The sequence below is a fragment of the Neisseria sp. HMSC03D10 genome, from assembly GCF_001807625.1.
Classification (GTDB): Bacteria; Pseudomonadota; Gammaproteobacteria; order Burkholderiales; family Neisseriaceae; genus Neisseria; species Neisseria mucosa.
The window spans coordinates 31,657-46,598 of sequence record NZ_KV789600.1 but is presented as its reverse complement, the minus strand read 5'-3'; the positions used below and the strand labels follow the sequence as shown (position 1 = coordinate 46,598).

12 protein-coding genes are annotated in these 14,942 nt (G+C 54.8%); 7 read left to right on the top strand and 5 right to left on the bottom strand.

Going from position 1 to position 14,942, the window contains the following annotated elements; genetic code table 11:
- Window positions 1-108: 108 nt before the first annotated feature.
- Both HMPREF3066_RS10330 and HMPREF3066_RS10325 read right to left on the bottom strand, forming a co-directional pair.
- Complete coding sequence (locus tag HMPREF3066_RS10330) at window positions 109-954, bottom strand: mechanosensitive ion channel family protein (RefSeq protein WP_070442751.1); 846 nt, start codon at window positions 952-954, stop codon at window positions 109-111.
- Window positions 955-1,037: 83 nt separating this feature from the next.
- Entirely contained in the window at window positions 1,038-2,876 is a 1,839-nt protein-coding gene (locus HMPREF3066_RS10325; protein WP_070442748.1) for an autotransporter assembly complex protein TamA, read from the bottom strand.
- A gap of 298 nt (window positions 2,877-3,174) precedes the next feature.
- Between HMPREF3066_RS10325 and sstT the strand changes: the two genes are divergently transcribed.
- Window positions 3,175-4,398: a serine/threonine transporter SstT gene (gene sstT, locus HMPREF3066_RS10320; protein WP_070442744.1), complete on the top strand. Its 1,224-nt coding sequence runs from the start codon at window positions 3,175-3,177 to the stop codon at window positions 4,396-4,398.
- Window positions 4,399-4,479: 81 nt separating this feature from the next.
- Here the strand turns inward: sstT and HMPREF3066_RS10315 are convergent, their stop codons facing one another.
- Complete coding sequence (locus HMPREF3066_RS10315) at window positions 4,480-4,671, bottom strand: hypothetical protein (protein ID WP_070442741.1); 192 nt, start codon at window positions 4,669-4,671, stop codon at window positions 4,480-4,482.
- On the opposite strand from HMPREF3066_RS10315, the gene HMPREF3066_RS10310 reads away from it, so the two are divergent.
- The 3 genes from HMPREF3066_RS10310 to purB all read left to right on the top strand — a co-directional run bounded on the left by HMPREF3066_RS10310 (window position 4,672) and on the right by purB (window position 7,538).
- Complete coding sequence (locus HMPREF3066_RS10310; RefSeq protein ID WP_003741924.1) at window positions 4,672-5,055, top strand: DUF6979 family protein; 384 nt, start codon at window positions 4,672-4,674, stop codon at window positions 5,053-5,055. It begins immediately after the preceding gene.
- A 418-nt stretch (window positions 5,056-5,473) separates the two neighbouring features.
- A complete protein-coding gene (locus tag HMPREF3066_RS10305) occupies window positions 5,474-6,067 on the top strand; it encodes a YdcF family protein (RefSeq protein WP_070442738.1) in 594 nt (197 codons plus the stop codon).
- 100 nt (window positions 6,068-6,167) lie between these two features.
- Window positions 6,168-7,538: an adenylosuccinate lyase gene (gene purB, locus HMPREF3066_RS10300; protein WP_070442735.1), complete on the top strand. Its 1,371-nt coding sequence runs from the start codon at window positions 6,168-6,170 to the stop codon at window positions 7,536-7,538.
- Window positions 7,539-8,167: 629 nt separating this feature from the next.
- Here the strand turns inward: purB and truC are convergent.
- A complete protein-coding gene (truC, locus tag HMPREF3066_RS10295; RefSeq protein ID WP_070442763.1) occupies window positions 8,168-8,875 on the bottom strand; it encodes a tRNA pseudouridine(65) synthase TruC in 708 nt (235 codons plus the stop codon).
- A gap of 185 nt (window positions 8,876-9,060) precedes the next feature.
- Between truC and HMPREF3066_RS10290 the strand changes: the two genes are divergently transcribed.
- Entirely contained in the window at window positions 9,061-9,789 is a 729-nt protein-coding gene (locus tag HMPREF3066_RS10290) for an LOG family protein (protein ID WP_039404238.1), read from the top strand.
- Window positions 9,790-10,003: 214 nt separating this feature from the next.
- The gene (gene rsgA, locus HMPREF3066_RS10285) at window positions 10,004-10,870 is read left to right on the top strand and encodes a ribosome small subunit-dependent GTPase A (RefSeq protein WP_070442731.1); all 867 of its coding nucleotides are present in this window, start codon (window positions 10,004-10,006) and stop codon (window positions 10,868-10,870) included.
- Between the two features lie 96 nt (window positions 10,871-10,966).
- Here the strand turns inward: rsgA and HMPREF3066_RS10280 are convergent, their stop codons facing one another.
- A complete protein-coding gene (locus HMPREF3066_RS10280) occupies window positions 10,967-12,829 on the bottom strand; it encodes a ribonuclease catalytic domain-containing protein (protein ID WP_070442727.1) in 1,863 nt (620 codons plus the stop codon).
- A gap of 340 nt (window positions 12,830-13,169) precedes the next feature.
- Here HMPREF3066_RS10280 and HMPREF3066_RS10275 point away from each other — a divergent pair, with 340 nt between their 5' ends.
- Window positions 13,170-14,939: an acyl-CoA dehydrogenase family protein gene (locus HMPREF3066_RS10275; protein WP_070442724.1), complete on the top strand. Its 1,770-nt coding sequence runs from the start codon at window positions 13,170-13,172 to the stop codon at window positions 14,937-14,939.
- Window positions 14,940-14,942: the final 3 nt, after the last annotated feature.

Genomic DNA, 14,942 nt, shown 5'->3' with positions numbered 1-14,942 from the left:
ATTTGGGGGCCAGTTCAGTTTTCAGACGACCTCGGATGGGCTTTTGGGTTTCAAACACCGTATGCCTACGGTTTCAGCAGGTCAGATTCGCCAATTTGAAACTTATCCTCACCCCTGCTGCTGGATGATATGCACATCGCGCTGCGGGAAAGGAATATTGATATTGGCGGCACGCAGGTTTTCCACTACCTGCTCGTTCAGCCCGAAGCGGAACGCGCCCAAATCGGCTTCGTTCGTCCACGCCCAAAGCGTGATTTCGATGGCACTGTCGGCCAAGTTGGTAATATATGTTACTGCCTCTTTGCCTTGAGTCTGTACGCACAAAGGATGCTCGGTGGCGGCTTTCAAAACGGCGGCTTTGGCGGCCTTCAAATCGCAGGCGTAATCGACGCCGACCACCACCTGCACGCGGCACAGCGGCATGGAAGAACGGTTCACGATACTGTTGCTCATGACGACGCTGTTGGGCAGGATGATTTCTTCGTTGTCCGGCGTACTCAGCGCGGTCTGCACCATTTTAATTTCGCTAACAAAGCCTTCGAAGCCGTTGACTTTGATGTAGTCGCCGACTTTAAACGGACGGAACAGAATAATCAGCGCGCCGGCGGCAAAGTTCGACAGTTGGTCTTTCAGCGACAAAGCCACCGCCAAACCCGCGCCGCCGATTAAGGCGGTAACCGACGTGGTCGGAATGCCCAACTTGCCCAACGCGGCAATAATAATCAGGATTAACAGGCCGATATTAGCTACGTTGCCCAGAAAGCTCACCAGCGTTCTATCTACTTTGGCGCGGGTCAGCGCGGCTTTCATCAAAATAACGAGGCGGGAGGCTATCCATCTGCCGACAAAGAAAATCGCCAGCGCGGCAACGAGGTTGGTACCGAATGCCATGCCGGTTTCAACGAGACGTTCCCAGCCTGAGAATGAAGAGAGGTTTTCAAGATCGAAATTCATGATTTTTATTTATGGTCCAAGAATGGTAAAAATTTTGGATATTATGGGTTTTGCGGCAAGCCTGTCTATATTTTCAGACGACCTTAAAACCGTGTGCCCAAACTGATGTGCCAACGGAGTTTTTTGTCTTGGTGTCCGTAGGCGACGTCGAAGGAGAACGGGGCGACGGGGCTGAACCAGCGCACGCCGAGGCCGGTACCGTGTTTCATGCTCATGCGTTTGAAGTTGCTGGTAACGTCGCCGACATCATGGAAGACGGCGCCGGATACGCTTTTGGTAATCGGGAACTGGTATTCGAGGCTGCCGACCAGTAATGCCCTATCGGGGAGGACGGAATTTTTCGGGCCTTCCAAACCGATGCTGTCGAGTTCGTAACCGCGTACGGAAGAGGCGCCACCGGTGCGGAACATTAAGCTGGAAGGCACGTTTTCACCTTCGCGGGCGTAAACGTAGCCTGCTTGTCCGCGGACGATGAAGGTGCCGAGTTTTTTGTTTTCAGGTGTGTAGAAATAGCCTGCGCGGGCGGTGGCGCGCGCCATGGCGGTGGAAGAAAGGAGCTTGCCCAGTGTTACGCCGATTTTGCCGTCGAGGTAGTAGCCGTTTTCGGGACGCAGCTCGGTTTCGATGTTTTGGCGTTTCCACGAGGCGGTCAGCATGGTGGCGTGGCTGCGGCCGAGGTCGTAATTGGTATCGGGTACTTTGCGGTCTTCGGTGATGAATTCGATACCGAGGCGCGATTCGATGCCGTTGCGGTCACGCACGCGCCAAATGCCGCTGGTCAGGGCGCGTTTTTCAAGGTTTTGGGTGGTCGAGCGGTTGTAGGACGTGTTGGTCGTCCAATATTTGCCTTCGCTGTTGCGCGGCTGGCTGATACCGGCGGCGAGGGTGGTTTCGTATTTGTCCATGTCCCAAACGACGGAGCCGATGTAGCCTTTGTTGAAGAGGTTGTAGTAGTCGTAACCGATGCGTCCGCCGAGGCCGTATTCGGAATCGTAGCGGATACCGGTTTCGAGTTTGTGGCGTTTGACTTCGGTAACGTTGACTTTGACGGGCACGCGGTCGCCTTGGAGGCGGTCGAAGTCGGCTTGAACGGATGCGCCGGAGTAATGTCCGTTTTGTTCGAGCGCTTGTTGGAAGTCGAGCAAGAGGTCGAGATCGTAGGGTGCGCCGGGTTTGAAACGTGCCAGGCCGGCAACGACGTTTTCGGGATAACGGCGGGTGCCGGTGATTTCAAAGTCGCCGAAATAAATAGGGCGGTTGCTTTCGACGATCACGTTCAGATCGGCGGTATTGTTGTTGGGATTGACGGTGGCTTGGGTGTTGCTGAGTTTGGCAAGCGGGTATTTTTTACGGGTTACTGCGCTGAGGACGGAGGTTTTGCTGCCGCTCCAGCCGTCTTGGTCAAAGTATTCGCCGACGGGCTGCTGCCAGTTGAGCATGGCTTTTTGGTAATACTCGGCAAGGTTGTCGTCTGAAAGGATGTCGCCGAGGATGGCGACGCTGACGTTGTCGATTTTGGTGCGCGGGCCGGGATTGACGGCGACGGTGTAGCTCGAACCGTTGTCTTGGACATTGACGCTGCCGTTGAAATAGCCTTTGGTTTTGAGCATGGTTTTGACGTTGTCGGGCGTTTCTTCGGCAAGGAAGCCGACCTGCTCTTTGTCCAACTCTTCGTCCTGCTGCTGGGTAATCAGCGGCAGGTATTCTTCGAGCATGGATTTGACTTCGCTGTTTTTGGTTTCGATTTTGACGGGAAACTTGGGTGTCAGTTTGCCTGCTTTGGCAGCCTGCTCGGATTGCCCGCCCTGCTTGAAGTCGGGAATCGGTTCGTAGTCTTCGGCACGCGGCAGGTCTGCTGCGGCTGCGTGTCCGTAGGCAAGGGCGAGTGAGGCAATCAAAATGGGCGAAGTCAGTCTGGTCATGGCAAAAAATGTTTCAACGGCAGAAGGGTTCTAAATTCTACCATTATTTTCAATCGGGTTTAAAACCTGCCCGAGACGGAGAGGTCGTCTGAAAAGGCGGATGCGCCTGCCTCTGTGCGACAGAAGCAAAACACATTAACTCCCTCCAATCCGAAAAATACAGCACAAACTGCCCAATTCTCTAAAAAATCAAGCATTTTTCGCCACAACAATCGATTTGATATGTAAACCTGCGCAATAATTGATATTTTCTTTTAAAATGCAACGTTTCTTAACACATAAAGTAAGAGGACATATCATGGCAAGTGGTAATCCACTGCTAAACGCAGTCAACCGTATCGGACTTGTCCCGCAAATCATCATCGGTTTGATGTTGGGCGTCTTGGTCGGTACCATCTCCCCGAAAGCAGGCTTGGGCGCAGGGCTGCTCGGCGAATTGTTCGTCGGCGCATTGAAAGCCGTCGCCCCCGTATTGGTGTTTGTCTTAGTAACCGCCGCGCTGGTGCAATACCGCAAAGGCGGCGAAGCCAAAATCAAACCCATCATTATTCTGTATCTCGTCGGCACATTTGCTGCAGCCGCCGTCGCCGTTGCCGCCAGTATGGCATTCCCGACCGCGCTGGTGTTTAAAGACGTAGCTACCTCCACCCTCGCACCGCCCTCCGGCATCGTCCAAGTCCTCAAAGAACTTTTGATGAAGCTCGTGTCCAACCCGATTAACGCCATCGCGCAAGCCAACTACATCGGCATTCTCGCATGGGCGTTGGTTTTAGGCTCCGCATTGCGCCACCACGGCTCCGACACCACCCGCCAAGTCGTCGCCGACCTCTCCGACGCCGTTACCACCGTCGTGCAATGGGTTATCCGTTTCGCCCCCTTGGGTATTTTCGGACTGGTCTCCCAAACCGTCGCCGAAACCGGCTTTGCCGCCTTCCTCAGCTACGGACGCCTGCTGGCAGTCCTGCTCGGCAGTATGGCATTTATAGCCCTCGTTGTGAACCCGCTCATCGTCTGGTCGCAAACCCGCAAAAACCCTTACGGACTGGTCTTCACCTGCCTGCGCGAAAGCGGACTCTACGCCTTCTTCACCCGCTCCTCCGCCGCCAACATCCCCGTCAACATGGCATTGGCGAAAAAACTCGGCTTGCATGAAGACACCTACTCCGTCTCCATCCCGCTGGGCGCAACCATCAACATGGCAGGCGCAGCGATCACCATCACCGTCTTAGCCATGGCGGCTGCCTACACCAAAGGCATCGTCGTCGATTACCCAACCGCCCTGCTCCTGAGCCTCGTCGCTACCGTCGGCGCATGCGGCGCATCCGGCGTTGCCGGCGGCTCGCTGCTGCTGATCCCCGTCGCCTGCAGCCTCTTGGGCATAGACAACGACTTCGCCATGCGCGTCGTCGGCGTCGGCATGATTATCGGCGTAATCCAAGACTCCGCCGAAACCGCCCTCAACTCCTCCACCGACGTACTCTTTACCGCCGCCGCCGACTTAGGCAGCCGCCGCAAAGACTAAAGATTCGGTTGTTTCGCAAAAAGTCAAAAAGGTCGTCTGAAATTTCAGACGACCTTTTTTCTATAACACATATAAATTAGATTATTGAGTCCAACATTTCACGAACATATTCAAGTCTTCTTGCGCATTCTGGTATGCCTCTTCATAAAGCGCGGTCTCACGCTCTTGTTGCTCGAGCCGTTTACGATGTTTCTGCTCTTGATTTTCTCGGGCGATTTGTTGTTTTTGCTGTTCTGCCAATGCTAAAATCCGCGCTTTGCGTGAGTTGAACATATGAATTTATATGGAAAAACAGCTGTAAAAGCCGTAGAGCTATTCGCTTATACACACGATATTAAAAAAGCATGGACGGAAGCAGTTCAAGAGTTTACTAACAGTTATTCAGCTAGAGTGAAAGGATGTCCTAAAAATGCCTTTTTCGGGCTGTGCTACGCGGGAAAAATAAAAGGAATTTCTATTCAAACACCACAAGAGAAAGAATCTAAAAATGCAGAATATGCAATTCTTGCCATCCATTTATTAAAAAAAGATATGTCTTGGGCAAATAAAAAAGCTGAACTTTGGGCAGAAATTCAAAAAATCATTGGAGAAGAAAAGAAACATAATAGCCAACTTGATGTGGTTATCGCATTATGGAATGAAGGACTCATCCAATAATGGGGTTTGAAACCACACTATCAAAACATTACAAAAAAGACCGCACTTTTTATAAAGTGCAGTCTTTTTCGCTTGTGTTTTTAGCATCTAACCTTTCTTGTGCAACAACCGAATGTCTGGATTCCCGCCTGCGCGGGAATGACGGCATTAAGTGGTTTCTATTTTAAACCGATATACTGTGCAGTTTAGGCAGGTCGGACTTTTGAATCAGATATAGGTCCCTGACATGCACTCCCACCCTCTTACGCCACACAAGCTTTCCGCTACGACAGAAAGATAACCTAAACCTAAATAAAAGGTCGTCTGAAAATCCTGTTTTCAGACGACCTTTTGATGTATGAATTTCGTAAAATTAAGGAATAATCGGAACCTACCTGTACAGCCGCGTTCCAACTACTTTCATCATTTTAGGATTCGGATGTTCAAAAAAGCCCTTGTTTTTATATTGGTTTTATTCTTTACCGCTGCGCTTTTGCCGCTGTGGATCATGTGGCGCGATTTTTGGGTGTCGCGGTTGGATGCGGATACGGTGCGTCCGGCGGATGCTGCGGTTGTGCTTTCGACCCGTGCTTATGAAGGGGGTCGTCTGAATCCTTGTTTGGTGGCGCGCGTTGAAGCGGCTGTCGAGCTGTATCGTGCCGGCAAGGTGAAAAAACTGGTGATGACGGGCGGAGTCAGCCGTGATTTGCAGTCCTCTGCGGGCAATATGCAGATGATTGCGGAGAAAATGGGTGTATCGAAGGCAGACATTATTCAGGAGCGGGAAGCGGGCAATACGTTTGAAAACATCGTGTTCAGCCGAAAATTTATTGAAAACAGCCCGCGTGTCGTCATTGTCAGTGCCGGTTTTCACTTGGCGCGGGCGCGGATGATGGCGGACAAGCAGTGGCAGGGACACGATATTCAGGTGTATGCCGCGCCGTTTTGTTCCGAACCTTACGGCGGCTATGGTTTCACGGTATTGCGCGAGTCGGCGGCGTTTGTCAAAAACGCTTTGAAGGGCAGGTTGTAGTTTCAGACGACCCGAATGCATATCGTTAAATCATGTATAATTGCAAACAATTTGACTGTTTGATTTAACCGTTTGACCGACCTACCGACAGGACTCCGACATGATCAACCCTATCGCTGCACTTTCCCCCCTAGACGGCCGCTACGCCAAATCTGTTGAAGCATTGCGTCCGATTTTCTCCGAATACGGCCTGATGAGGGCGCGCGTCAAAGTCGAATTGAGCTGGCTCAAAGCCCTCGCCGCCGAACCGAAAATCACCGAAATTCCCGCCTTCAGCGATTTCACGCTTGCCGAAATCGACAAAGTCATCGAAAACTTTTCACTGGAAGACGCAGCCGCCGTCAAAGCCATCGAAGCGACCACCAATCATGATGTCAAAGCCATCGAATATTGGCTCAAAGAACGCTTCGCCGGCGTCCCCGAAGTCGCCGCCGCCAGCGAGTTCATCCACTTTGCCTGCACCAGCGAAGACATCAACAACCTGTCCCACGCCCTGATGCTGCAAGAAGCGCGCGAAACCGTCATCCTGCCCAAACTTGCCGAAATCATCGAAAAACTCACCGGCATGGCGCACGACCTTGCCGCCGTCCCCATGATGAGCCGCACCCACGGCCAGCCCGCCACGCCGACCACCTTGGGCAAAGAAACCGCCAACATCGTGTACCGCCTGCAACGCCAGTTCAAAAACCTTCAGGCGCAAGAATTCCTCGGCAAAATCAACGGCGCCGTCGGCAACTACAACGCCCACATGGTCGCCTATCCCGACGTCGATTGGGAAACCCACTGCCGCAATTTTGTCGAAATCAGCCTCGGCCTGACCTTCAACCCCTACACCATCCAAATCGAGCCGCACGACTACATGGCTGAATTCTTCCAAACCCTCAGTCGCATTAACACCATCCTGATCGACTTCAACCGCGACGTTTGGGGTTATATTTCATTGGGTTACTTCAAACAAAAAGTCAAAGCGGGCGAAGTCGGCTCTTCCACCATGCCGCACAAAGTCAACCCCATCGACTTTGAAAACTCCGAGGGCAACCTCGGCATGGCAAACGCCGTATTGGGCTTCTTGTCCGAAAAACTGCCCGTCTCCCGCTGGCAGCGCGACCTGACCGACAGCACCGTCCTGCGCAATATGGGCGTAGGCGTAGGCTATGCCGTGTTGGGTTTCGCCGCCCACCTGCGCGGCCTGAACAAGCTCGAACCCAACCCCGCCGCACTGGTCGCCGATTTGGATGCCACTTGGGAACTGCTCGCCGAACCGATTCAAACCGTGATGCGCCGCCACGGCGTCGCCAATCCTTACGAAAAACTGAAAGACCTGACGCGCGGCAAAGGCGGCATCACGCCCGAAGTGCTGAAAGTCTTCATCGAATCGCTGGAAATCCCCGCCGAAGCCAAATCCCAACTGCTCGCCCTGACCCCTGCGCTCTACATCGGCAAAGCGGAAGAATTGGCGAAACGGATTTGATGCAGCCTTGATGATTTGAGATTGAGTTGAAACAAAAGGTCGTCTGAAAACCAAGATTCAGGGTTTTCAGACGACCTTTCGTCATATTAAGAGTAGCGTGGGCGGCTTTGCCCACGACTTTCAGCCTTGATATCTGAGTCCAATCATTTCTATTCATTCGTGGGTAAAACCCACGCTACGGGCTTAGTTTTTGATACGGAACTCGCCACCAGCTGTCATTCCCGCCCCCGCCTACGCGAGGACATTGCTGATTTGAATTGACTATATTCAGCGGGCAAAGCCCATGCTACGGGGTTCGGCTTATCCACAGCGTGTTTTGATTCATCGAGGTCGTCTGAAAACTGGGAAACCAAAGTTTTCAGACGACTTTTTTCAATCTTAAATCCCACTTCTTAATCAGAGCAGTAAATAGATAAGACACCCTCAAAACAAACGTAGCGCGGGTTCTACCCGCGAAGCAGATGTCAGCACAAATACCCGATTCAAACTGACGGACGGAAAATCCCGCGGGCAAAGCCCACGCTACGGGGTTCGGTTATCTCAAAGCGTGTTTTGATGAATAAAGGTCGTCTGAAACCCGTGTCCGGCTTTGCAACATTATCAACCCACCTGTTGGCACGACCTTTTGCTTACGCTTTAAATGCATCCAGCCAAATCCGCCAGCTCTCGTCGGTATCGGCGCAGACGGTCAGGGTTTCGCCGTTTTCGATGCTTTGGAACGACAGGCTGCGGGCGTGGAGCATGAGGCGGGTGGGGCCGAGGTGGGCGGCGGTGGCGTGGTTTTGGCGCAGGTCGCCGTAGTTGGTGTCGCCGACGATGGGGTGGAAGATGTGTTTCATGTGGCGGCGCAGTTGGTGTTTGCGGCCTGTGTGCGGGATGAGTTCTGCCCACGAGTAGCGCGAGGTCGGGTAGCGGGCGGCGGATTGGAAAGGCAATTCAGTGCGCGCAAGGCAGCGGTATCGGGTTTGAGCGTTTTGGAGGGTGGCTTCGGTTTGGGATTCGGCGATTTTGTCGGGCTGATATTTGAGGGGGTAGTTGATGAGTCCGTCGTCGGGCAAATGTCCGCGCACGATTGCCCAGTAGGTTTTGTGTGTGGTTTTTTGTTCGAACTGCTGCGTCAGCAGGCGGGCGGCTTCGGGGTCGAGGGCAAACAGGAGGACGCCGGATGTGGGGCGGTCGAGGCGGTGGGCGGGATAGACGTGTTGTCCGATTTGGTCGCGCAGGGTTTGCATGACGAACTGTGTTTCGTGGCGGTCGAGCCAGCTTCGGTGGACGAGCATCCTGGCGGGTTTGTTGACGGCGATGGTGCGGCTGTCGCGGTAGAGAATGTCGAGCATGGTCTGATGTGGGCACAAATGGGGGATTGTAACGCAAGCGGTCGCGGCTGAGACGGCAATCTTGGGCTGGAACGTATGATTCGGTTCAAATAAGGAACACTTGCTGCCGTTCATGTTTGCGTTTTCAGACGACCTCGGGTTCTGTCGGTTACAATGTGGGGGTTCAACAAGATGAAGGAAAAACCGTGAGCCTGCTCAAAAAACTGCCCAAGCCTATGCTGACCGATGAGGCGCGCCGCGAGATTCAGGCGCGGGAGTCGTATCATGTTTTGAAGATTATTTCGGAATTTGTCGAGGCGGGCGAGGAGCTGCGGGCGATTCAGCCTGCGGTCAGCATTTACGGCAGCGCGCGCACGCCGGAAAACCATCCCGACTACGAATTTACGCTGCGTCTGGCGCGCAAGCTCTCGGATGCCGGTTTTTCCGTTATTTCGGGCGGCGGGCCGGGGATTATGGAAGCGGCGAACAAAGGCGCGTTTGCGGGCGCAAGCCCGGCGGTGGGGCTGAATATTGTGTTGCCGCACGAGCAAAAAGCCAATCCGTATCAGGATTTGTCCATCAAGTTCCAACATTTCTTCCCGCGCAAAGTGATGTTTGTGAAACACGCGGTCGCGTATGTCGTCATGCCCGGCGGCTTCGGCACGCTGGACGAACTGTTTGAAAGCCTGACGCTGGTGCAGACAGGCAAAACGCCCGACCGTCCGATTATCTTAGTGGGCAAGGATTTTTGGTCGGGCTTGTTGGACTGGATACGCAAAGAGCTGCTCGGGCGCGGGCTGATTTCGGAAGCGGATATGGATTTAATCCGACTGATTGACGGTGAAGACGAAATCATCGAAGAAATCTTCGCGCATTACGAAAACCGCTTGGAAGATTTTTCCGAAGGCGTCAACGCGTGGTCGCTTGGATTGTGACGGGCTGAGAGGTCGTCTGAAAACATTCCGAATCTCGCGGGTTGAGTTGAAATCAAGACCAAGCGGCAACGCCGTACTGGTTTAAAGTTAATCCACTATAGAATCGTTTCAGACGACCCCTGCCTATTTCGGTACAATACCTTTTCTCTTCGCCACAAGGCTACCACGCCGCTGCGAATATTCCCTTTATCCACTCCACCCGACCCAACCGTTCATGACCGATACCGCCCAAATCATCACCAGCTACGGCCGCCGCTACATCGTGCGCACGCCCGACGGCAAAACCTACGAAGCCAGCACGCGCAAAAAGCGGGTGGACTTCGCCTGCGGCGACCGCGTGCATATCCAAACCGTCAACACCGAGCAGGCCGTCATCGAAGACTACCTGCCGCGCGAAAGCCTGCTTTACCGCCAAGATGCTTGGAAAACCAAGCTCATCGCCGCCAATGTAACCCAGCTCCTTATCGTTACCGCCGCCGTTCCCTCACCCAGCGAAGCCCTGCTGCAACGCGCCCTCCTAGCCGCCGAAGCCGCGGGCATCCAAGCCGTCATCATCCTGAACAAAGCCGACCTGCCCGAAACCGCCCTCTGGCGCGAAAAACTCAAATTCTACGAAACGCTCGGTTATCCCGTCATCGAAACCCGCGCGCTGGAAAACGCCGACATCCTGCGTCCCGTCCTGCAAAGGCATACCAACATCCTGCTCGGACAAAGCGGCATGGGCAAATCCACCCTGACCAACGCCCTCCTGGGCAACCAAACCGCCCGCACCGGCGACATCTCCACCGCGCTCGATTCCGGCAAACACACCACCACCCACGCCCAGCTTTACGATTTAAACGAAGAAACCCAATTAATCGATTCCCCCGGTTTGCAAGAATTCGGCCTGCACCACCTCCAAGCCGCCGACCTGCTGCAATACTTCCCCGACCTGCGCCACCTCGTCGGGCAATGCCGCTTCCACAACTGCACCCACCGCGCCGAACCCGGCTGCGCCGTCAAAGCCGCCGCAGAAGCAGGCGAAGCCAAACCCGAACGCATCGAATTTTTGCAACGGATAACGGATGAGTTGTTGAGGTAGGGTAGGCAATCGGAATTGTCTTTGTGAAATAAAAAAACGTCGTCTGAAAACTTGTAAAACAGGTTTTTCAGACGACCTTTTTTCATAACGGCAAACTTACGCAACCACAGGGGCAACGGCTTTCACATAATTCAGCGCGATAAACTGCTTTTCGGGGTCGAGTTCGGTGATTTTGAGCAGAACTTGCGATTTGGGCAGCGCGTCGAAGGGGATGCCGGTGGCGCGGGTTACCAGCGGCAGGCCTTCAATGCGGACGAGGTCTTCTTTGAGGATGGTTGCGGTCAGCTCGCTTGTGCCTTGCTGTTGCAGGTACACGAGGCTCCAATAGGCTTCCATCTGCCGTTGGAAGTCGGCGTAGGCAGCGTAGGCGGTGTCGAAATCGCGCAGGGCGGCGAAGAGTTCGGCATCGCTTTGCCGGAAGAGCGGCTCGGCGGTGTCGTCTATCAGGCTGAGGAGTTGTTTTTGGTTGATGTAGTCGGCGGCGCGGCGCAGCGGCGAGGTGAACCAGCCGTAATGTTGCACGCCCATGCCGATGTGCGGCTCGGATTTGGTGCTCATGCGCACTTTTCCGGTGGGTTGCACGCGGAAGAGGCCGGGCAGGTCGTTATTATGGAGCATCTGCGCCCAAGTGCTGTTGGCGAGTATCATCATTTCGCTGACCAGCGTATCGATGGGCGAACCGCGTTCGCGGCGGACGACGGAGACTTTGCCTTCTTCATCCAATTCGATGCTGTAATCGTATTGCGGCGCGCGGTCGGGTTCGTATTTGCCGCGCGCTTTTTGCAGGGCAACGGCGAATTGGTGCAACCAAATCAGGTCTTGATGGTGGGCGAACATCATTTCGCCGGCTTCGTCCAAGCCGGTTTCGGCGTTGAAATGCGGCTCGATGGTTTGGATGCGCAGGTTTTCGGCGATGTTGACGGCTTCGATTTTGCAGGTCGGCTCGCCGACGTTGAACTCACTGTCCACATCGAAATAAATGCTGACGGCAGGACGGTACGCGCCCGCATCAAGGCTGAACGCGGCAATCCAGTTTTCGGGCAGCATGGTGATTTTGCCGCCGGGGAAATAGACCGTGCTCAAGCGTTCCATGATGTTTTTTTCCATTTTGTCGCCTGGTTTAATGGCAAGCGACGGCGCGGCGATGTGGATGCCGACGCGCTTCATGCCGTTGCCCAAATCGGTCAGGCTCAAGGCATCGTCCACTTCGGTGGTCGATTCGTCGTCGATGGAAAAGGCGGTAACGTCGGCCTTGGGCAGGTCGGGCATTTCGGGTAAGGGGAGGTCGGGAAAACCTGTTCCTTTGGGGAAGTATTTGATTTCAAAACCGTCTTGCAGATATTGGGGGATGGACGTAATGCCGCCCGTTTTTTTCGCCAATTCGTAGGCGGAGGTTTTCAGCGCGTCGGCGGCTTTGGTAAAGGCTTTGTAGGTCAGCGACTGCTTGTCGGGCGCGTGCAGGATGGTTTTCAAATCCGCCGCGATTTCAGACGGCATCTCGCCGCGTTTCAATGCTTCCGCCCAAGCGTCGATTTGCGCGTCTTGTTGTTTTTTGCGTTCGATGGCGGCAAGCGCCTGTTTCAAAGTTTCTTCGGGCGCGGCTTTGAACACGCCTTTGGCTTTTTTGTAGAAATACATCGGCGCGGCGTACAGCGCAATCAAGGTCGCCGCCAGCTCGGTTTTGGTCGGCGCATGACCGTAATATTCTTCGGCGATGGCTTCGGCGGAAAATTCTTCTTCGCCGCACACTTCCCACAATAAATCGGTGTCGATGTCCGCCGCCTGCGCTTGCGCGTTCTCCAAAAATGTCGCCATGTCGCCGTCGAACTCGGCAAAGACGTTGTTCGCCTTCACTTTGGTGCGCTTGCCGTGTTGGGTATCGACTTGGTAGGTGGCGTCGTTTTTTTGGACGATGGCGGCGACTTTGAATTGGCCGGACTCTTCGTAAAAGATATTCATGTATTGCTGCTGTCAGGTTGAAGTGGGAAACGGGCGATTTTAGCAGATTCTTGTTGATAAAGACGGACAAAAGGTCGTCTGAAAAACTTGCCCTCCCCTTCTCATTTCATAGAAACCGCCTTTTCAGACGACTTCCGCCTACTTTGACCGCGCTCAAACCTGCTGCGCTCCGCCTATGCTGCCTGATTTGAAATAATTTATTTAAAAATAAAAGGATAGCCTTTTATTTTGCCCAAGGTCGTCTGAAAACCTGCGCTTTGCAAACCTGTGGTTTAGGATTAGTATAACTATACCAATTTATCCCAAATCCATTTCAAATCATTCACTTCGGAGAGATTCCATGAGCTACACGGCCCCTGTAAACGAATTGCGTTTCGGCATCCGCGTGCACGGCAGGTTGGACGAAATCCTGCAACTGCCCCATGCGGAAGGTTTGGATGCGGAAACGGTGGATGCGGTGCTGGACGAGGCGGCGCGGTTTGCGTCGGAACAATGGGCGGACACCAACCGCACCGGCGATCTGCACGGCGCGGGTTTTTCAGACGACCTGATCACCACCCATCCGGATTTGGCGCGTGCCTACTATGATTTCTGCGAAGCGGGCTGGGCGGGTTTGCGCGCGCCGGCGGAGTTTGGCGGGCAGGGGCTGCCGGCGGTCGTGTCGGCGGCGTGTGAAGAGATGTGGTGCGCCGCCAACCTCGCCCTGTCGCTGATGCCGATGCTGACGCTGGGGGCGGTGGACGCGCTGTTCAAACACGGCAGCGAGGAGCAGAAACAGACCTACCTGCCGAAAATGTGCAGCGGCGAATGGGCGGGAACGATGAATTTGAGCGAACCGCAGGCGGGTTCGGATTTGAACCATATCGCCACCCGCGCCGTGCCGAAAGAAAACGGCGCGTATGCCCTCAGCGGTCAGAAAATCTTCATCACTTGGGGCGATCAGGAAATGACGGAAAACATCGTCCATCTGGTGCTCGCGCGCCTGCCCGATGCCGCGCCGGGCGTGCAGGGCGTGTCGATGTTTATCGTACCGAAATATTTGGTGAACGCGGACGGCAGCTTGGGCGGACGCAACGGCGTGCGCACCATCGGCATCGAACACAAGCTCGGCATACACGCCAGCCCGACCTGTACGATGGAGTTCGACAATGCCGAAGGCTATCTGGTCGGCAGGGCGGGCAAGGGTTTGGCGTATATGTTTACCATGATGAAAACCGCGCGGCTGAACGTCGGTATCGAAGGCCACGCCGTCGCCGAACGTGCCTACCAAAACGCGCTCGCCTATGCCAAAGAGCGCGTGCAGGGACGCGACGAAACGGACGGTTCAGACGACGTGGCAATTATCCGCCATCCCGACGTGCGCCGTATGTTGTTGATACAAAAGGCAACGCTCGCCGCCCAACGCGCCCTGTATCTGCGCGCCGCCGCCCTGACCGATTTTGCCGCCGCCTGCCCCGACAACGTATTGCGCAAAGAAGCCGAGCGCGAACTGGATTTCCTGATTCCCATCGTCAAAGCCTGGCCGACTGACAACGGCGTCGTCCTGACCAACCTCGCCGTCCAGATTTACGGCGGCGCGGGTTACGTCGAAGAAAGCGGCGTGGCGCAATACCTGCGTGACGTGCGGATTACGCCGATTTACGAAGGCACCAACGGCATACAGGCCGCCGATTTGGCAGGGCGCAAAACCACCGGCAAAAACGGGGCGCTGCCTTTGAAGCTGCTCGCCGAAGGCAAAGAGCTGGCGGACAAACTCGCCGCCGCCGAACCCGCCGCCGCGCAGCAACTGGCGCAAGCCATTGAAACGGCGGAACAAAGCATCGCCCGTATGGTCGCATACGCCGACCGACCCGCCCTCGCCGCCGCCGCGTCCAACGCCTACCTGCAACAAATGGGGCTGACGCTCGGCGCCATCGGACTCGCCCGCGCCTACCTTGCCGCCGAAGCAGCCCAAACGGAAGACGCCGACGGCTTCGGCAGCAATTTCTACGCCGCGCAGCAACACAACGCCCGCGTCTATTGCGCCCACATCCTACCGCAGGTGTACGCCTGCGCCGCGCAGATTGAAAACGCGCAGGCATTGCTGGATGTGCCGTTAGAACTTTATTGACGG